This is a genomic window from Streptomyces sp. NPDC005303 (assembly GCF_040607335.1).
GTDB lineage: Bacteria > Actinomycetota > Actinomycetes > Streptomycetales > Streptomycetaceae > Streptomyces.
On sequence record NZ_JBEXGM010000005.1, the window covers coordinates 222,297 to 241,004 of the forward strand.

Annotated in this window: 15 protein-coding genes; 12 read left to right on the forward strand and 3 right to left on the reverse strand. The window is 70.7% G+C overall.

The window, feature by feature from the left end:
* The first annotated feature begins 7 nt into the window (after positions 1-7).
* From ABZT93_RS10815 to ABZT93_RS10840, 6 genes are all read left to right on the forward strand, one after another.
* The gene (locus tag ABZT93_RS10815; protein ID WP_356101924.1) at positions 8-1,129 is read left to right on the forward strand and encodes an ROK family protein; all 1,122 of its coding nucleotides are present in this window, start codon (positions 8-10) and stop codon (positions 1,127-1,129) included.
* A 277-nt stretch (positions 1,130-1,406) separates the two neighbouring features.
* Entirely contained in the window at positions 1,407-2,729 is a 1,323-nt protein-coding gene (locus tag ABZT93_RS10820; RefSeq protein WP_356101927.1) for a sugar ABC transporter substrate-binding protein, read from the forward strand.
* Positions 2,730-2,854: 125 nt separating this feature from the next.
* Positions 2,855-3,766, forward strand: a complete 912-nt coding sequence (locus tag ABZT93_RS10825) for a sugar ABC transporter permease (protein WP_356101930.1) — start codon at positions 2,855-2,857, stop codon at positions 3,764-3,766.
* Positions 3,763-4,665 (forward strand): carbohydrate ABC transporter permease, encoded by a 903-nt coding sequence (locus tag ABZT93_RS10830; RefSeq protein WP_356101933.1) that lies wholly within the window; start codon positions 3,763-3,765, stop codon positions 4,663-4,665. The genes ABZT93_RS10825 and ABZT93_RS10830 overlap by 4 nt, the downstream gene beginning before the upstream one ends.
* A gap of 2 nt (positions 4,666-4,667) precedes the next feature.
* Positions 4,668-6,377 carry a hypothetical protein gene (locus ABZT93_RS10835; RefSeq protein WP_356101935.1) on the forward strand — a complete coding sequence of 570 codons (1,710 nt, stop codon included), beginning with the start codon at positions 4,668-4,670 and terminating at the stop codon, positions 6,375-6,377.
* A gap of 13 nt (positions 6,378-6,390) precedes the next feature.
* Positions 6,391-8,223 (forward strand): hypothetical protein, encoded by a 1,833-nt coding sequence (locus ABZT93_RS10840; protein ID WP_356101938.1) that lies wholly within the window; start codon positions 6,391-6,393, stop codon positions 8,221-8,223.
* 16 nt (positions 8,224-8,239) lie between these two features.
* Here ABZT93_RS10840 and ABZT93_RS10845 read toward each other — a convergent pair whose 3' ends face one another.
* Positions 8,240-8,881 carry a nucleoside/nucleotide kinase family protein gene (locus tag ABZT93_RS10845; RefSeq protein WP_356101941.1) on the reverse strand — a complete coding sequence of 214 codons (642 nt, stop codon included), beginning with the start codon at positions 8,879-8,881 and terminating at the stop codon, positions 8,240-8,242.
* 77 nt (positions 8,882-8,958) lie between these two features.
* Between ABZT93_RS10845 and ABZT93_RS10850 the strand changes: the two genes are divergently transcribed.
* The 5 genes from ABZT93_RS10850 to ABZT93_RS10870 all read left to right on the forward strand — a co-directional run bounded on the left by ABZT93_RS10850 (position 8,959) and on the right by ABZT93_RS10870 (position 15,406).
* Positions 8,959-9,369, forward strand: coding sequence for an SgcJ/EcaC family oxidoreductase (locus tag ABZT93_RS10850; RefSeq protein ID WP_356101945.1), 411 nt, complete (start codon positions 8,959-8,961; stop codon positions 9,367-9,369).
* A 43-nt stretch (positions 9,370-9,412) separates the two neighbouring features.
* Entirely contained in the window at positions 9,413-10,150 is a 738-nt protein-coding gene (locus ABZT93_RS10855) for a beta-phosphoglucomutase family hydrolase (protein WP_356101948.1), read from the forward strand.
* Entirely contained in the window at positions 10,147-12,501 is a 2,355-nt protein-coding gene (locus tag ABZT93_RS10860) for a glycosyl hydrolase family 65 protein (RefSeq protein ID WP_356101951.1), read from the forward strand. Before ABZT93_RS10855 ends, ABZT93_RS10860 begins: the two co-directional genes overlap by 4 nt.
* A 129-nt stretch (positions 12,502-12,630) precedes the next feature.
* A complete protein-coding gene (locus tag ABZT93_RS10865) occupies positions 12,631-14,106 on the forward strand; it encodes a hypothetical protein (protein ID WP_356101954.1) in 1,476 nt (491 codons plus the stop codon).
* A 127-nt stretch (positions 14,107-14,233) separates the two neighbouring features.
* A complete protein-coding gene (locus ABZT93_RS10870; RefSeq protein WP_356101956.1) occupies positions 14,234-15,406 on the forward strand; it encodes a HoxN/HupN/NixA family nickel/cobalt transporter in 1,173 nt (390 codons plus the stop codon).
* 19 nt (positions 15,407-15,425) lie between these two features.
* Here the strand turns inward: ABZT93_RS10870 and ABZT93_RS10875 are convergent, their stop codons facing one another.
* Together ABZT93_RS10875 and ABZT93_RS10880 are read right to left on the reverse strand one after the other, a co-directional pair.
* A complete protein-coding gene (locus ABZT93_RS10875) occupies positions 15,426-16,385 on the reverse strand; it encodes a hypothetical protein (RefSeq protein ID WP_356101960.1) in 960 nt (319 codons plus the stop codon).
* Between the two features lie 11 nt (positions 16,386-16,396).
* Positions 16,397-17,869: an APC family permease gene (locus ABZT93_RS10880; RefSeq protein ID WP_356101963.1), complete on the reverse strand. Its 1,473-nt coding sequence runs from the start codon at positions 17,867-17,869 to the stop codon at positions 16,397-16,399.
* A gap of 353 nt (positions 17,870-18,222) precedes the next feature.
* Between ABZT93_RS10880 and ABZT93_RS10885 the strand changes: the two genes are divergently transcribed.
* Entirely contained in the window at positions 18,223-18,708 is a 486-nt protein-coding gene (locus tag ABZT93_RS10885; protein WP_356101965.1) for a DUF5709 domain-containing protein, read from the forward strand.

Sequence of the window (18,708 nt, forward strand, 5' to 3'; positions counted from 1 at the left end):
ACACGACGTGGCGAGAGCCCCCCGTCTGACCGAGAGCGCCGGCGCGGTATTCGCCGTGCTGGCCCAGGCCGGCACCGCGACCCGGCCGCAGCTGGCGAGCCTCGCGCGGCTGTCCAAGCCGACGGTCTCCTCCGCCGTCGCCGAACTGGAGGGTGTGCATCTCGCGGCCCACTCCGGCACCTCCTCCGGCGCCACGGGCCGCAGCGCCGCCGTCTACCGCCTCGGCCCGGCCGCGGGCGCCGTCCTCGCCGTCGACCTCGGCCCCGCCCTCACCCGGGTCCGCGGCTGCGCCCTGGACGGCACCCTGCTCGCCGAGGCCACCGGCCCCCGGGACGAGGCCGCCGACGTGGTGCGCGACGCCCTGTCCGCGCTGCCCGCCGACGCCCCGCTGCGCACCATCGTCGTGGCCGTCGGTGACGTCACCGCCCCGCAGCGGATGCGTCCCGCCACGGCCAAGGCCGGACCCGTCTTCGACGCGGTGACCGTCGCGCTGCCACCCGGGGTGCCCGTCCACCTGGAGAACAACGTCAACTGCGCCGCCCTCGCCGAACTGCACGAGGGTGCGGCGCGCGGCCGGCACACCTTCGGCTACCTGCGCATCGGCGTCGGTATCGGTCTCGGCATCGTCGTGGGAGGCCATGTGCTGGCCGGGGCCAACGGCGCCGCCGGAGAGCTCGCCAGGCTGCCCTACCCCTGGGACGATGACCTGGAGCCCCGCCACGAGGCCCTGGAGGAGTACATCGGGTCGCGCTCCCTGCTGCGCAGGGCCGCGGCGGCCTGGCCGGAATCCGACGGCGCCTGCCCGCGCAGCGCCGAGCAGCTCTTCGCCCTCGCCGGACAGGGCAGCACCGCGGCCCGCGCGGTCGTCGACAGACACGCCGTGGACGTGGGCCGGCTGGCCGCCGCCGTGACCGCCGTACTGGACCCGGGACTGCTCGTACTGGGCGGCAGCACCGGTGCGTTTCCGCAGCTCCTGCCCGGTGTGCGGGCCGAGCTGGAGCGGCTCAGTTGGCCCACCGAGGTGGTCAGCAGCCAGGTCGGTGATCTCGGTACGGTCGTGGGTGCCGCCCGGCTCGCGGTCGCAAGAGGAGTCCAAACCGTGACCCAGGCGGCGCGGACGAAGGATTGACGGTTTCGGACTCGGTCTGCCAATGTCCGGACAAGCGCTTTCTAAGTCGGCCGGGACGCCGGCTTGGGCGAGCGTCCCGCCCGTACTCGACGTACGGCAACCGCACGAGGGCGTGCCCGTGCGGTGGCGGCCACAGCGGCCGGGGACCCTCGCCCGTCAGGATGACGCGGCCGGGCGAGGCCGCGCCCTCGGAAAGCAGCCCTTCCTGCAAAATGCACCCGTGCCGCCTCGGTCGGCGCCGTGCTCCGTCCCCTACGACGAAAAAAAGGGATCGAAGATGACCACTGTGGGTGTGCGGCGCTCTAGCCGTCTCGGCCGCGGCGGCACGCGCCGCCTGGTTTCCCTCGCTGCCGCTCTCACGGCAGGTGCCCTGACGCTCACCGCCTGTGGCGGGGACTCCGGCTCCGGCGGCACGTCCAAGTCGCTGACGTTCTGGATCTCCACGGTTCCGGGGCAGGACGCGGGCTGGAAGAAGATGGTGGCGCAGTACAAGAAGGAAACCGGCGTCAACCTCAAGCTCGTCAACATTCCCTACGACGGCTACACCACGAAGCTGCACAACGCCGCGCAGGCGAACTCCCTGCCCGACGTGGCGGCCGTCCCGGCGCTGGACCCGATCTGGTCGAGCAAGCTGCTCGACCTCAGCTCCATCGCCGACAAGAAGAGCAACAACATCAACGCCAACTTCCTGGCGAAGGACTCGTCCGGGAAGGTGCTGTCCATCCCCTCGGACGTCACCGCGTCCGGACTGTTCATCAACAAGTCGCTGTTCGAGAAGGCCGGCGTCTCCTTCCCGACCGAGCCGTCGAAGACCTGGACCTGGACCGACTTCATCGCCGCGGCCAACAAGGTCCGCGAGAAGACCGGCGCCAAGTACTCCCTGACCTTCGACCAGTCGCCCTCCCGGCTGCGCGCCATGGTGTACGAGATGGGCGGCAAGTACGTCCACGCCGACGACTCCGGCAAGTTCTCGGTGGACGCGGCGACCAAGAAGGCCGTGAACACCTTCGTCGGCTGGAACGACGACAAGACCATGCCGAAGTCGGTGTGGACCAGCGGCGCCGACCCGTCCGCGATGTTCCAGAGCGGTGACGTGGTCGCGTACTGGTCCGGCGTGTGGCAGGTCGCCTCCTTCGCGGACAGCATCAAGAAGTTCGAGTGGGCGAGCGTCCCGACCCCCGCCCAGCCGGTGCAGGCCAGTGACGTCAACAGCGGCGGCATGGTGGTGGGCTTCAACAACAACGGTGACGCGTCCAAGGCCGCGACGAAGTTCCTGTCCTGGCTGTACGAGCCGGCCCACTACAAGGCCCTGTGCGAGGCGTCCGGCTTCCTGCCGGTCGAGAGCGGTCTGAACCCGACGTACCCCTTCAAGTCCGAGGCGGCGCAGGCGGCGTTCAAGCTCTACAACCAGGAGATCCCGCTCTACGCCCCGATCTCCGGCTACTTCAACGGTGCGCAGACGAACTGGGTGCTGAAGGGCAAGAGCCTGACCGAGGACCCGACCAAGACGGAACTCGGCAAGGCGATCAACGGCCAGCAGTCGGCCGACAAGGCCCTGCAGAACATCGTGGACGGCTACAACCAGCAGGTCGGCGGCTGATCATAGGCCGCAAGCACCCGGGCGGCGGAGTACCGACCCCGCCGCCCGGCCCCGGCCGCCCACGTGATGCCGGGCTCATGGCCTGAGCCCATCGCAATCCCTTCCACCAGCACGGAGTCAGGAAGATGACAAAACGCGCCTCGGACGTGTCCGCGAGCCCGCCCAGGAGACGCAGTAAGTACACCCTTGCGCCGCTCGTCCTGATCGCGGCCAACGTCGTGCTCTTCGCTCTGTTCTTCGTCTGGCCGGCGGTGATCGGGCTCGTCTACTCCTTCACGAACTACACGGGTGTGGGGGTGTTCCAGTGGGTCGGGCTGGACAACTACCACAACCTGTTCGGGGACTCCACCTTCTACGACGCGCTGTCCCGGACCCTGCTGTACACCGTCCTCTTCGTCCCGCTGAACTTCGTGGTCTCGCTGCTCGCCGCCAACCTGGTGGTGAGCAAGCACGCCAAGGGCGGCTCGGTCGCCCGCGTCCTCTTCTTCATCCCGTGGCTGCTGTCGCCCATCGTCGTGGGTGTCCTGTGGCGGTGGATGTTCGGCGAGAACTTCGGACTGGTCAACTACGTCATCGAGAAGTTCGGCGGAGACGCCGTTCCGTGGCAGTCGAACGCGGACCTCTCGTTGCTCGTGGTGGTGATGGCCGCGGCCTGGGCCTGGACGGGTTTCACGATGCTGCTGTTCATCGCGGCGATCAAGAACGTCCCGGTGTCGTACTACGAGGCCGCCTCGCTCGACGGCGCCGGCCCCTGGCGCCAGTTCTTCAGCATCACCCTGCCGAGCATCGCGCCCACCTCGTTCATCGTCATCCTGCTCAACACGATCAACGCGATGAAGGAGTACCCGGTGTTCGTCGCCCTCAACAACGGCGGACCCGGCACGTCGAACAACCTGCTCGTCCAGTACATCTACGAGACCGGCTTCAAACGGGGCCAGATCGGCTACGCGAGCGCCGCGTCGTTCGTGCTCATGCTCATCCTGATGGCCGTCGCGGTCGTCCAGCTGATGGTCAACCGGCGGGTGGAGAACCGATGACAACCACAGACATCCCGCGCCCGGCCGACGTCGACTCCGGACGGCGGGGCTCCAGGAAGCGCCCCCGCAAGACGGCCACCGGAGGGCTCCGGCAGGCGGTGTCCGCGACGACACTGCTGTGGATCATGGCCTGCCTGTACGGGTTTCCGGTGCTGTGGTTCGTCCTCAGCGCCCTCAAGCCGGCCAGCGACCTGTTCTCCTATCCGCTGACGCTGGTTCCCCACAACCCCACCCTGTCGGGTTTCAAGGCCGCGTGGGAGAGCGCCAACTTCTCCCAGTACTTCATCAACACGGCCATCGTGTGCGTGATCACGACGATCCTCACGGTGGGTGTCAGCTGCTGCACGGGGTACGCGCTGGCCAAGTACGACAACAGATGGCTCAAGGCGTTCTTCATCTGCATCCTCGCCACCACGATGCTGCCGAGCGAGGTCATGCTCGCCCCGGAGTTCCTGGTGGTCCGAAACCTCGGCCTCTACAACTCGTTCGCCGGCATCATCCTCCCGGCCGTGCTCACGGCGACCGGATGCTTCATGTTCCGCCAGTTCTTCCTGACGGTTCCCGACGAACTGGTGGAAGCCGCACGCATCGACGGCGCCCGCGAGCTGTCGATCTTCCTGCGGATCATGGTGCCGCTCTCCCGGCCCATCATGCTGACCCTCGCCATCCTGTCCTTCCAGTGGCGGTGGAACGACTACATCTGGCCGCTCCTGATGCTCAACGACCCCAACAAGTTCACCGTGCAGATCGGCATCCAGAGCATCGTCGGCGCGCAGAACATCAACTGGTCGGTACTGCTCGGAGCCTCGGTCATCTCGATGATCCCGCTGATCGCCATCTTCCTGGTCTTCCAGCGCTACGTCATGGGCGCCGACATCAACGCCGGACTGAAGGACTGACCTTGGCCGCCCCGCTCGACCACGAGTTCGTCCGGTCGGCGGCCCGCGCCGCCGACCGGCTGGCCGCCCCCCTGGTGGACGGCCCGGACGAGGACCCCGCCGGTGTGACCCATCGCGTTCTGGCGCGGCGGGTGAAGACCCTGGTCGCCGCGTACCGTTCCCCGGACTCGGCCCTGCACGGCAGCTGGCGGGCCGTCGCCGCCGCGCTGACCCACCTCCGTGCCCTGCTGGCCGCGCAGACCACCACCGGTCTCTTCGCCGGCGGCGACAACGTGCAGTCCCCGCCGGACTCCGCGTTCACCGTCAACGACGTGTGCGACGCCCACGTCCTCGCCGCCGCGGCGGGGCCGGAACTGCGCGAGGTCACGGCCGCGCTCGCCGAGATCGCCGGCGCCGCCACCACAAGTCTCCTGACCGGTGGGGTGCACACCCCGAACCACCGCTGGGAGCTGTCCGCGGCGCTGGCCCGGCTGCACCGCTCGTTCCCCGACGACCGTCTCCTCGACCGCGCCGAGGAATGGCTCGCGGAGGGCGTCGACATCGACGCGGAGGGCCTGTACTCGGAACGCAGCGCCGTCTACGCGTCCCTCGTGACCAACCCGTCGCTGCTGTTGCTGGCCGAGGTGCTCGGGCGTACCGACCTGCGGGACGCCGTCGAACGCAACCTCGCCACGACCCTGGACCTGATCAGGCCGGACGGCACGGTGGAGACCGTCCACTCGCGCCGCCAGGACCAGAAGCTTACGTTCCCGCTGTGGCCCTATCTGCCGCACTACCGGCTGCTCGCGATCCGCACCGGCCGGGGCGACTTCGCCCGCGCGGCCCGCCTGGCGGCCGCCGGCGGCATCGACGACCCCGACCTGCTCGCCCAGACCCTCCTCACCCCGGATCTGTGCCGCCCCCTGCCGGCCCCGGACGCGGAGAAGCTCCCGCGCGACCGGTACCTCCCCACCGCACGTCTCGCCGCACACGTCTCGGCCACCGCGCACACCGTGGTGTACGGCGGCTCCGACGTGCCCGAGCACCGGCGCATCCGCTCGGGCCTCGCCTGCAACCCCACCTTCCTGCGCCTGTTCGCCGGTGCCGCAGTCCTCGACGCGGTCCGGCTCTCGCGGGGGTTCTTCGACCTGGGCCCGTTCCGCGCCGCCGACATGGAACAGCTCGCCGACAACCGGTACCGGCTCACCGAAACCCTCACAGCCGCCTACTACCAGCCGCTCCCGAAGGACCGGAGGCGCGACGACGGCGCCTACCGCCTGGTGGACGAGGGCCGCTTCTCAGCGGCGATGGCCTTCCCCGACCGCCCTCGGGACGAGGTCTCCCACACGACCCGAGTAGAGGTCGGCCTGCGGGAGGACGGGGCCGACCTGCGGATCGACATCAGCGGCCCACCGGTGCCCTGGGCCCTCGAACTGACCTTCCGGCCGGGCGGCGAGCCACAGGGCGCCGTACCGCTCGGCGACGGAAGCTGGTGTCTGACGACCGAGCCGTTGATCTACCGCGTCGGCGACGACGAGATCCGGGTCGAGGCCGCCGTCGAGACGGGCGGACCGCTCGCCGGACCGGACCGGAGCGACGTACTGCGCTACGACCCGGGGCAGGACCACACCGTGGTCGGCGGCACCGACGCGACGACCGGGAACCGCGTCTACCTCGGTGGGCACGGACCGCAGGCACTGACCCTCACACTGCGCGCCACATCTCAGGCATGAAGGGCTGATCTCCTTGCACCTCCCACGCCAGCTCGGGCCGCTGCACGACCTGCCGGACACCCCAGAGGCGTACGACGCCGTCCTCGCCGACGTCACCGAGCAGGCCCTCGCGCGCCTCACGCCCGAGGGCAGCCTGGAACACCCCGACTGTGTCGACGACATCGGCGACACCTCGCTCGGCATCACCTCCCTGCTCGCGTTCGCCTGGCGGCGCGGCAAGGACCCGAGGCTGCCGGAGGCGGTCGGCCGCAGCCTCGCCTTCCATCTGCGCGAGCGCGTGTACACCGACGACAACCCGGGCTACCCCAACCTGAAGGTGCGCAACTCCGGTCTGCCGTACGCCCGTTACACCCTGGCGGCGGGCGCCCACCCCATCGGCGACTGGCCCAGCACGGTGTGGGCGCTGCTCCAGGCGGTGAACGTCCTCGACGCCGCGGACGGTCTGGTCGACGACGGACAGCGGGCCGAACTCCTCGACGTGGCCCGCGGATACTGGCGCTGGCTGACCGAGGCTACCTTCTTCAACCCGCAGGAGGCAGGCAACCAGGCGATCGGCTGTGTGGTCGGCGGCCTGATGCTGGCCGCCCATCTGCCCGGGGCAGAAGGGGAGTCGGTCCGCGCGCGGGCGCTCCAGCTGTACCGCGAGGAGATCCGCGCCCACCGCGTCACCGACCGCGGCGCGGCCCTGCCCCCCGAGCACGGCGGGGCCTACGACAACAACTACGGCCCGATCTCCCTGTCCTTCCTCGCCCAGGCCCACCGGATCAGCGGCGAGGCGATGTTCGCCGAGGACGGCGACACCCTGGCCCGCTACCTCGACGCCCGCCTGACCAACGGCGGCTTCGACAACGGCGGCCCGCGCTACAGCGAGCAGCACTCCGCCTTCGAGTCGGTCCTCGGCCTGCGCTACTTCGGCGCCCGCATCGGCGCTGACCTCGGCCGCTACCGGGGCGACAGCCGCTGGGCCCGCCACGCGGTCAAGGAGGACGGCGGGGTGGACGGCCACTTCGCCTGGATGCTGGTCTGGCAGATCCAGGACACCTCACGCTGGCACCGGCAGCCGTCCACCACGACCGCCCGCCACCAACTGCGGGCGGGCACGGTCTCCGTCGCCTTCGACTCCAGGATGACCCCGGCGGTCGTGGAGGCCGCGGGCACCTACTACCTGCCCGCGGCCGTCAACCGCCAGCACGGCTTCGGCCCGGTCGTCGACGGCTTCCTGCTGTGCCGTCCCATGGGCGAGGTGCGGGTCCGTGACGTGCGCACCGACGGACTCGCGGCCAAGCTGGTCACCAAACCGGTCGTCGGCCGCGACCACGTGCTGCGGCACCTGCAGTCCCTGTACGTCACCGACGGCACCAGCCTGTGGACCACGGTCACCGTGGAACGCCTCCCCGGCACGCCTTACCTGCTGGCCGGGCTGCCGTACGCCGAGGACGACGGCGACAAGGTGCGCCGGACGGCCGAGGGCGAGGTGACCGCGGTGGGCGCCCTGCGGCTGACACATCCTGACGCGGAGGGCATCGACCACTTCGACGCCCGCTCGGACACGACCCAGGAGCAGGCCGCCTTCGCGCTGGCCGCCGACCCCCGCGGCTACGGCAACCCCGACGAGGGCTGGCACCATCTCGTCAGCTCCACGGCCCTGGAGGCGGGCCCCGCCCCGGACGCCCCGGACGACCTGCACGCCTTCGCCGTGCGCTACGGCCCCGGAGGCACGGTCACGGCCGCCTTCGCACGCGACGGCGCCGGCCTGACCGTACGCACCGAGGCGTTCACAGCAAGGATCGGCGACCCGGCGGGCGACGCCCACGGCGAGCCGGAGCTGACGCTGTCCGCCTGCTGAGGCACGACGGAGTGGGTCACGCGTCCACGCGCGACAGCGCCGACACCGGCACCACCAGGTCGGCCCGGTCCCGGGTGGCCGCGACCAGCTCCGCGTTGCGCTGGTCCGAGCGCCGCACCCACGCCACCGCCTCCTCGTGGCTCTTACCGAACCGCTCGTGCCGGGCGACCAGTCGGCGCATCCGCTCGTCCTCGTCCAGTTCGCAGAACCACACCTCGTCCAACTGCGGCCGGACCCCGGGCCACACCAGCAGATAGTTGCCCTCCGTCACGATCAGGCGGGCGGTCGGCATGACCGGGATCGCCCCGGCGATCGGCTGCTCCAGGACCCGCTCGAAGCCCGGCGCGTACACGACGTCGTCCCTCTCCTCGCGCAGCCTTCGCAGCAGCGCCGCGTACCCGGCCGCGTCGAAGGTCTCCGGCGCCCCCTTGCGGTCGCGCAGCCCGAGCCGGTCCAGCTCCACGTCGGCCAGGTGGAAGCCGTCCATCGGGACGTGCGCCACCCAGGGTTCGCCCGGGCCGTTCAGCGTCCGCACCAGCCGCTCGGCGAGGGTCGTCTTGCCCGCGCCGGGCGAGCCGGCGATACCGAGAACGGCTCGCCCCTCGGGCTCGGCGAGGGAACGGGCACGGGTCACGAGGTCGTCGAAGGTCAGCGGCACACGCCGAGTGTGTCATTCGAGGACTTCAGGTCGGCCAGGCACCCTGGATGTGGAAGGGGGAGAAAGGAGGGCACGCCGTGCTCCACGACTCCGACGCGTCCGACGAGGCCCGGATCCGCGCCCTCATCACCGGGTGGGCCGCGGCCGTCCATCGCGGTGACCTCGCGGGCGTGCTAGCCGACCACGCCCAGGACATCGTGATGTTCGACGTGGCGTCGCCCCACCACGGCATCCGGGGCCTCGCCGCCTACCGTGCGGCCTGGCCGCCCTTCTTCGCCTGGCAGGCCCAGGGCGCCTGCTTCGACATCGAGTCCCTCCACGTCACCGCGGGTACGGACGTCGCGTACGCCCACGCCCTGGTGCGCTGCGCCACCCCGGAGGAACTCGCCGCCGACCCCGGTTTCCGGCTCAGGCTCACCGTCGGTCTGCGCAAGGAACGCGGCCGCTGGCTGGTGGTGCACGAGCACCACTCCTTCCCGCACGACTGAATCCGCCTGTTGACGAAGCGAAAGGCTGGGAACCGTGTCCTGTATGACGGAGCTCGGTCTGCCAGAAGAGATCAAGGCGTGCCTGTTCGACCTCGACGGGGTCGTCACCAGGACGGCTGTCGTGCACGCGGCCGCCTGGAAGGAGATGTTCGACGCGTTCCTCCGCGAACGCGAGGGCGAACACTTCCGGCCGTTCGACGACCACGACTACGACGAGTACGTCGACGGCCTGCCGCGGGCCGACGGCGTGCGCGCCTTCCTCGCCTCCCGCGGCATCGAACTCCCGGACGGCGATCCCGACGATCCACCGGGCGCGGAGACGGTCCACGGCCTCGGCAACCGCAAGAACGCCCTCGTCCTGGAGAAGATCCGCACCGAAGGCGTGGAGGCCTACGACGACACCCTCACCTACATCAGGGCGGCCCGCGCCCAGGGTCTGCGCACCGCGATCGTCTCCTCCAGCGCCAACTGCCGTGACGTACTGCGCGCGATCGACGCCGAGGACCTCTTCGACGTACGCATCGACGGCGTGGTCGCGGCCGAGCGCCGGCTGCCCGGCAAGCCGCACCCCGACACCTTCCTCGCCGCCGCCCACGACTTGGGTCTGGACGCACCCCGGTCCGCCGTCTTCGAGGACGCCCTCGCCGGCATGGACGCGGGCCGCGCCGGAGGCTTCGGATACGTCGTCGGCCTCGACCGCGTCGGACAGACCGACGCCCTGTACGAGCACGGCGCGCACATCGTCGTGAAGGGCCTCGCAGAGCTGGGAGGAGACGCGTGATCACCCACCGCTCCTACACCGTCGAGCCCTGGGCCGTCCGCGAGACCTCCCTGAACCTCGACGTCCTCGCCCAGAGCGAGTCCGTGTTCGCCCTGTCCAACGGCCATGTCGGCTGGCGCGGCAACCTCGACGAGGGCGAACCGCACGGCCTGCCCGGCTCCTACCTCAACGGCGTCCACGAACTGCACCCGCTGCCGTACGCCGAGGCCGGTTACGGCTATCCGGAGTCCGGTCAGACCGTCATCGACGTCACCAACGGCAAGATCGTGCGGCTCCTCGTCGACGACGAGCCCTTCGACCTGCGCTACGGCCGTCTCGTGGCCCACGAACGCTGCCTCGACCTGCGCCGGGGCGTCCTGGAGCGGTCCTGCGAGTGGATCTCACCGGCGGGCTCGCGGATACGGGTGCGCTCGACCCGCCTCGTCTCGCTGACCCAGCGGGCGGTGGCCGCCGTGGCCTACGAGGTGGAACCCGTCGACAGCCGTACCCGCGTGGTGATCCAGTCCGAACTCGTCACCAACGAGAGCCTGCCCGGGGCGAACGGCGACCCGCGCGCCGCCAAGGCCCTGAAGTCGCCGCTGGAGCACGAGGAGGGCTTCGCCGACGGCACCCGGCTGCGCCTTGTGCATCGCACCCGGCACAGCGGTCTGCGGGTCGCCGTGGCCGCCGACCACGTGATCGAAGGGCCGGAGCGCACCACCACGAGCAGCGAGGAGACGGTGGACCTGGCCCGGCTGACCGTCACCTCCGTCCTGGAGCCGGGGCAGCGGCTGCGGGTGGAGAAGCTGGTCGCCCACGGCTGGTCCGGCGCCCGCTCCCGGCCCGCGATGAGCGACCAGGTCGACGCAGCCCTGGCGGCCGCCGCCCACAGCGGCTGGGACGGACTCCTGGACGAACAGCGCGGCTACCTCGACGACTTCTGGGCCCGCGCCGACGTCGAGGTCGACGGCGACGAGGAGATCCAGCAGGCGGTCCGCTTCGCCCTCTTCCATGTGCTGCAGGCGGGCGCCCGCGCGGAGCAACGGGCCATTCCCGCAAAGGGACTGACCGGGTCCGGGTATGACGGGCACGCCTTCTGGGACACCGAGACCTTCGTGCTGCCCCTGCTCACCTACACCGAGCCGCGGGCGGTGGCCGAGGCCCTGCGCTGGCGGCAGAAGACGCTGCCGGCGGCCCGGGAGCGGGCCGTGCAACTCGGCCTGAACGGCGCCGCGTTCCCGTGGCGGACCATCGAGGGCTCCGAGGGATCGGCGTACTGGCCCGCCGGCACCGCCGCCTTCCATGTCAACGCCGCCGTCGCGGACGCCGTGGTGCGCTACACCGAGGCCACCGGCGACATCGACTTCGAACGTGACACCGGCGTCGAACTGCTGGTGGAGACGGCCCGGTTGTGGCGCTCGCTGGGCCACCACGACCACCATGGCGTCTTCCACATCGACGGTGTCACGGGCCCCGACGAGTACAGCGCGGTCGCCGACGACAACACGTACACCAACCTCATGGCCCGCGCGAACCTCCTCGCGGCCGCCGACGCCTGCGCCCGCCATCCGGAACGGTCCGCCGCGCTCGGCGTCGACGACGAGGAGAGCGCCGCCTGGCGGGACGCCGCCGAGGCCGTGCACATCCCGTACAACGACGAACTCGGCGTGCACGAACAGCACGCGGGCTTCACCCGCTACCAGCGCTGGGACTTCGACAGCACCCGCGCCGACCAGTACCCCCTGATGCTGCACTTCCCCTACTTCGACATCTATCGCAAACAGGTCGTCAAGCAGGCCGACCTGGTGCTGGCGATGTATCTGTGCAGCGGCTGGTTCGAGGAGTTCCACGACGAGGAGCAGATCGCCCGCAACTTCGCCTACTACGAACCCCTGACCGTACGGGACTCCTCCCTGTCGGCCTGCGTCCAGGCGGTCGTAGCCGCCCGCGCGGGACACCTGTCCCTCGCCTACGCCTACACGGCCGAGGCGGCGCTGATGGACCTCGCCGACCTGGAGAACAACACCCGCGACGGACTCCACATCGCCTCCCTCGCGGGCACCTGGACGGCCCTGGTCGCCGGCTTCGGCGGTCTGCGCCGCGACGGCGACTCCCTGCGCTTCGCGCCCCGGCTGCCCGAGCGGTTCAGCCGTCTCGCCTTCAACCTCCAGCTCCTGGGCCGCTGTCTGCGGGTGGAGATCGGCCCGGACAAGGCGACGTACACCCTGATGGCGGGCGCGCCCCTGACGATCAGCCACCACGGCACCGCCCTGACCGTCAACGGCGACGGCCCCGTCGTCCGGCCCGTCCCGCCGCCGGAGGACCGCGCGGCCCCGGACCAGCCCGCGCACCGCGCCCCGCACGCCCGCTGACCCGGACGGGCGATCCGGCCGGACGCCGCTTGGCCGAACTCCGCCCTGCACTCCTCCGGCCCCGGGTTAGGTTGTCCATGCCTTTGAGGATGTGACCAGTCCCGCGGCATACGGGGTGAGGGGTGGATGATGGCGCACGGCGACAGTGCTCTGCTCGTCGGAGGCAATCGGCGTACACCGTCGGTTGCCTCCGACGCGTTACGGCGGGCCAGAGGCTCCTGGCAGCTCGCGGCGGTGGCCGCCGCCTTCACCCTGGCCCAACTCGTCCTCGTCCGCCCCGGCATGGGCCTCGGCTGGGACGAGGCCGTCTACGTCAGCCAGGTCGGCGTCCAGGCGCCGGCCTCCTTCTTCAGCGCTCCGCGCGCCCGAGGTGTCTCGCTGCTGGTCGCGCCGATCGCGAGCTGGTCGACCTCGACGGAGCTCCTGCGCGTCTACCTCGCCGTGCTGTCCGGTCTCGGCCTCTACCTGGCCCTGCGCGCCTGGCGCGGCCTCTTCCCGGTCCGTGTCCTCGCCGTCGGCGGCGCCCTGTTCGCCACCCTGTGGATCACTCTGTTCTACGGCCCCCAGGCCATGCCCAACTACTGGGTCGCCGTCGGCGCACTGGGCGCGGTCGGCTGCTTCCTGCGGGTCCCGGAGAACCCGAAAGTGCTGTGGGGGGTCGTGGCGGGCGCCTGCCTCATGGCATGGATGCGGCCCACCGACGCCGTCTACGTCACCCTGCCGCTGTTCGTCGTGGCCGCCGTCGCCCGCCACTGGCGCCTCGTCGCCGGACTGGTGGCCGGACTGGTGGCGGGGGGCGCGCAGTGGGTCGTCGAGGCGTACACCAGCTACGGCGGCCTGGCCGAGCGGCTGCACGAGGGCTCCCGCATCCAGGGCGGCCTCGGTCTGTACTTCGCCGTCGACGACCAGCTGCGCAGCCTGAGCGGCCGCAGCCTGTGCCGTCCGTGTACCGGCTCCCTGCCCAACCCCGTGGTCATGGGCTGGTGGTTCGTCCTCCCGTTGCTGGCCGGCGTCGGCCTCGTCGTCGCGGTCCGGGCCCGCCGTACCGGGCGCACCCTGCTCGCCCTGTCCTGCGCCACGACCGTCGCTGTGCCCTACCTGTTCATGATCGGATACGCGGCCCCCCGGTTCCTGCTGCCCGCCTACGCGCTGCTCGCGATCCCGGTCGCCGACGCGCTGTTCCACCTCGCGACCGACGGCGCCGGCCGGTGGCGCCCGATCGCGGCGACGCTGATCGCGCTCGGCCTGGCGGGACATCTGTCGGTGCAGTACGTGGTGCTGGAACGCGCGGTGCGCCGCACGACGGACCACCACCGTGACTGGGCCGACACCGCGGCCGAGCTGCACCGCCTCGGGGTGCGCCCGCCCTGCGCGCTCACCGGTCATCTGTCGATCCCCGTCGCCTACTACGCCGGGTGCTCGTCGCTGGCGGCGACCGGTCCCAACGCCAACAGCAGCGTGGCCGCGATCCTGCGCACGTCCCGTCGCCTCCCGGTCGCCGTCCTCACCCGGCCCGGTGGCACACCCCCCGCCTACGCGCGCGACTGGCGGGCCTTCCCCGCCGCCGGGATGGACATCCGTGTCGCGCCGGACGCGACGGGCTGACAGGGCACTTTCCCCAGTCGTGGGAAAGACCTGTCACGGGCTTTACTGCACATGACTTGCAAGTACCGCAGGATGGCATCAGGCTGCTGATCGTGGCCGTACCCCCTGCAGAAGGATCCTCCGCCCGATGACGGCCACCCCTGACTCCGCTCCGCCCCTCCTCCCCGCCACCGTCCCCGCGAGGGGCTCGGTATGGCACCGCGTCCGTGGCTCCATGACGCGGCAGGAGTGGGTCAGGGCGGGCGGCATGGCCGCCGTCGTGGTGGCGCTGCACGTCATCGGCTGGGTCACCCTCGTGGCGATCGTCGCCCCGCACCACTACAGCGTCGGCGAGAAGTCCTTCGGCATCGGCATCGGTGTGACCGCCTACACGCTCGGGATGCGGCACGCCTTCGACGCCGACCACATCGCCGCCATCGACAACACCACCCGCAAGCTGATGGGGGAGGGGCAGCGGCCGCTGTCGGTCGGATTCTGGTTCTCGCTCGGCCACTCCAGCGTCGTCTTCGTCCTGGCGCTGCTGCTCTCGCTCGGCGTGAAGGCTCTCGCGGGACCGGTGCGCGACGACGACTCCCACCTCCACGACGTGACCGCGCTGATCGGTACGACCGTCTCGGGTGCGTTCCTCTATCTGATCGCCGCGGTCAACCTGGTCGTCCTGGTGGGCATCTGGAAGGTGTTCCGGCGGATGCGCTCCGGCCGCTACGACGAGGCCGCGCTGGAGGAGCAGTTGAACAACCGCGGCTTCATGAACCGCCTGCTCGGCCGTGTCATGAAGTCGATCACCAGGCCCTGGCAGATGTACCCCCTCGGCCTCCTCTTCGGCCTGGGCTTCGACACGGCGACGGAGATCGCGCTGCTGGTCCTGGCCGGGTCGGGCGCGGCCTCCGGGCTGCCCTGGTACGCGATCCTCACCCTGCCCGTCCTCTTCGCCGCCGGTATGTCCCTCCTCGACACGATCGACGGCTCCTTCATGAACTTCGCCTACGGCTGGGCGTTCTCCAAGCCGGTCCGCAAGGTCTACTACAACCTCACGATCACCGGCCTTTCCGTCGCCGTCGCCCTCCTCATCGGCACGGTCGAGCTCCTGGGTCTGCTGGCCGACAGACTGCACCTCCGCGGCCCCTTCTGGACCTGGATCAGCGGCCTCGACCTCAACCTCCTGGGCTTCGTCATCGTGGGCCTGTTCTTCGTCACGTGGATCGTCGCCCTGGTGGTGTGGAAGGTCGGCCGGATCGAGGAGAAGTGGACGGAGGGGCTGGCGGGCGGCGCGCCGACGGAGCAGGCGAGTACGCCCTGACGATGTCGGTCACGGCCGCTCAGGCCCGCACCCTGAACTCCTTGCGCCACTTGCTGAACTGCTGCTCCGGATCGCCTGTGTACGACCACGGTGTGCGGGTGCCCCGGCGGTCCAGCATGCGCAGGAGCGGGACGGCGACCTCCGGCAGGCCCGCGTGGCAGGCCGCGTGGGCCAGGTAGTTGAGGTCGCGCAGCTCGCCGGGGGCCACCGTGTGGTCGGCGCGGCCCACGATCCAGCGCTGCCAGGTGCGCCGTACGTCACTGATGGCCCCGTCGTTCTTCCAGTGCTGGCCGAGCCCCACGGACGTCCGCCTGTCCTCGGCGGCGTCCGTCGCGCTGCGGTACTCCTCGACCCGCGCGTACTGCACCAGCACCGGCAGCGCGCAACCCTGCGGGGCCACGCCGGCCGCGTCGCGGGCGAAGTCGTACATCAGGCCGTTCGACCCGTGCCAGCGGGACGAGTAGTAGTGCAGCACCTGGAGATGGCCCTCGACGCTGTACGGATCCCGCGCGTGCAACTCGTCCCACCAGCGCCCCAGTTCCTGCCGCCGTACACCGGCCGGGTACAGCCTGGCCACCGAGATCAGGGAGATCCATGGCGTCGGGTCGTCCACGAACGCCTCGGACGCCTGCAGACAGGCCATCACCGCGGCGTCGACACGGCGGTGGTCGATCGGCACCCCCCGGCCCGCGGCGATGGCCAGGTTGAACGCCCTGGCGGTCTCGGTGGCCGCCCGCAGCACCAGCGCGTCGCCGTTGTGCGGCTCGGCCGCGAGCCACGACTCCACCGTCGAACTGCCCGCGCAGGCCTGGGCGAGCATCCGCACCCGGTGGCCCCGCGAGAGCCAGTCGGGCCCGGTGGCGCGCAGCAGTTCACGCAGACCCTGCCAGCGGCCGATGACGATGTCCTGGCGGGCGCTGGTGAGCGGGAAATCCCCGCAGTCGGGATCGAATTCGGGGGCGAAACGGTCTCTCGCCATCGCACAACCCCTCAGAAGTCGGTGGGGAAACCCTCATGGACGAGTGAGGGCCCGGCCGTCGCGCCGTCGGGCAGGTAGTCCGTCTCGACGGTACGGCTCGCGTCAAGCCGTGCCGGCCGGTAGTAGTCGCTGCCCCGCCGCCAGTACCAGAGCATCGGGACCAGCCCCACGGCCAGCCCGCCCACGCCGATCGTGATCGCGGCGGTGCTCAGCTCGCCCAGCGACTCGACGAAGATCCAGAACATGAACAGGGCGCCCAGCAGCGGCCACAGCCCGCCGAGCAGGAAGTCGGCCGGAGACTTCAGCAGCATCTTGCGGTACGCCACGACGACCGCGAGGCCGCTGAGGCCGTAGTAGACGGCGATCTGCAGACCGATCGCCGAGATCGCGTCGGAGAGGATCTCGCCCACCGAGCCCAGGGCGTTGGAGGCGATGAACATCAGCAGCGCCACCGCGCCGACCACCACGATCGCCACCCACGGGGTGTTCCACCGGCGGTGCACCCGGCCCAGCGCGGACGGCATGGTGCGGTCCCGGCCCATCGCGAACAGCGAGCGCGTGACCTGGATCAGGGTGGTCTCCAGCGTGGCGATGGTCGACAGCATCACCGCGACGATCAGCAGCTTGCCGCCCCAGCCCGGCCAGACCTCCTCGCCGAGCACGGCCAGCACGTTGGCGTCGTTGTCCTCGATCTGCTTCGAGGTGAGGATGACGTTCACCGCGATGGTGAACACCTCGAACAGCAGGAAGACGATGCCGACTCCGATGAGCCCCGCGAGTCCCGTCGTACGGCGGCTGTTGCGGGTCTCCTCGCTCAGGTTGCTGGTGACGTCCCAGCCCCAGTAGTAGAACGCGGCGATCAGCGCGCCGGAGGCGAACCCGGCCATGCCGTCGAAGTGGCCGAAGCCCAGCCAGGACCACTCGAAGGAGCGCGCGTTGCCGGTGTGGAAGAAGGCGAGCACCGCGAACAGGGCCAGTATCGCCAGCTCCACACCCGACATGACGAGCTGGGCGCGCACGGTGAGCCGGGCACCGCCGAGCACCACGAGCAGCATCAGCACGAACCAGGCCGCGCCCACGACGGTCGACAGCGCGGTGTCGTCCGCGAGGTCCTGGTCGAAGAGGGCCAGCGTCATCGAACCCGCGGGCAGCGAGCCGGCCACCATGAAGATGGTCGCCGAGATCACCAGCGCCCAGCCGGAGACGAAGCCCAGAAAGGGATGGAGCGTACGGCCCACCCACGAGTAACTGGCCCCGGCGTTCACGTCGATACGGCCGAGATAGCTGAACGCGAGGGCGATACCGAGCATGGGTATCGCGCAGTACAGCAGAGCCGCCGGACTGGCCAGGCCCACCGAGCCGACCAGGACCGCGGTGGTCGCGGCGATCGAGTACGCCGGCGCGCTGCCCGCGACGGCCATCACCACGGTGTCGAAGGTACCGAGGGCGTTGGCCTGTAGCCCTCTGCCCCTGTTGATGCTCATGGTTGTGCTGCTTTCCGTCGGGCACGCCGCACGGCGGAGGGGACCGTACGGCGCAGAAGGGGTGGGGGGTGGCGCCGCCCCGTACCCCGAGAGGGATGGCCTCGGGCAGGGGCGGTGACGGGAGGGACCAAGGGGGTGCGGAAGACCGTGCGGCCGCTGCGTGGACGACCGGTCACTCCATGTGTGCGAGTGATGATATCCCCATTCCTTGAGCCTTCAAGATTAACTGGGGGGTAACCTTCCGCTGTGGAATGCCTTACTCCAACAGCCTTTTGAGGTTGGAGAGCGCATACGGGGAAACGCGGATCGGGACACCGCATCGAACCGTACGCGACGCGCGAGGGAGGCAGCCCATGGGCACCGAACCGACACCTGCCGAGCCGATGGCCGACGACGCCTACCAGCCCACCGGGACCAACGAGGAGCAGGAGGACGCGGCCCCGCTCGACCTCCAGGACGCCCTCGGCGAACGGACCTACGACGACACCCTCGACGAGGGCTACTCGCCACCGGAGAAGCCCCTCGGCGTCACCCGGCACGGCACCACGGCGGCCGAACAGCACGACGGGGAGAGCCTCGACGAACGCCTCGCCCAGGAGGTCCCCGAGGCGACCGCGCCGCTCGGCGACGAGATCGGCGACCTGCCCGGCGGGGAGGGCGAGCCGGTCGATCCGCAGGCCGGCACCGACCGCGCCGGACGCCTGGTCGCCCCCGACGAGGGCGCCCACACCACCACCACGAAGGACGAGGTCGCCACCGACGTGGGCATCGACGCGGGCGCGGCGGGCGCGGAGGAGGCCGCCGTGCACATCGTCGAGGACCCCGCCGAGGAACCCTGA

Excerpts from the sequence above, each read along its gene's own strand:
- ABZT93_RS10820 (WP_356101927.1), top strand. The coding sequence starts at position 1,407 with ATGACCACTGTGGGTGTGCGGCGCTCTAGCCGTCTCGGCCGCGGCGGC.
- ABZT93_RS10825 (WP_356101930.1), top strand. The coding sequence starts at position 2,855 with ATGACAAAACGCGCCTCGGACGTGTCCGCGAGCCCGCCCAGGAGACGC.
- ABZT93_RS10830 (WP_356101933.1), top strand. The coding sequence starts at position 3,763 with ATGACAACCACAGACATCCCGCGCCCGGCCGACGTCGACTCCGGACGG.
- ABZT93_RS10855 (WP_356101948.1), top strand. The coding sequence starts at position 9,413 with ATGACGGAGCTCGGTCTGCCAGAAGAGATCAAGGCGTGCCTGTTCGAC.
- ABZT93_RS10865 (WP_356101954.1), top strand. The coding sequence starts at position 12,631 with ATGGCGCACGGCGACAGTGCTCTGCTCGTCGGAGGCAATCGGCGTACA.
- ABZT93_RS10870 (WP_356101956.1), top strand. The coding sequence starts at position 14,234 with ATGACGGCCACCCCTGACTCCGCTCCGCCCCTCCTCCCCGCCACCGTC.
- ABZT93_RS10875 (WP_356101960.1), bottom strand. The coding sequence starts at position 16,385 with ATGGCGAGAGACCGTTTCGCCCCCGAATTCGATCCCGACTGCGGGGAT.
- ABZT93_RS10880 (WP_356101963.1), bottom strand. The coding sequence starts at position 17,869 with ATGAGCATCAACAGGGGCAGAGGGCTACAGGCCAACGCCCTCGGTACC.
- ABZT93_RS10885 (WP_356101965.1), top strand. The coding sequence starts at position 18,223 with ATGGGCACCGAACCGACACCTGCCGAGCCGATGGCCGACGACGCCTAC.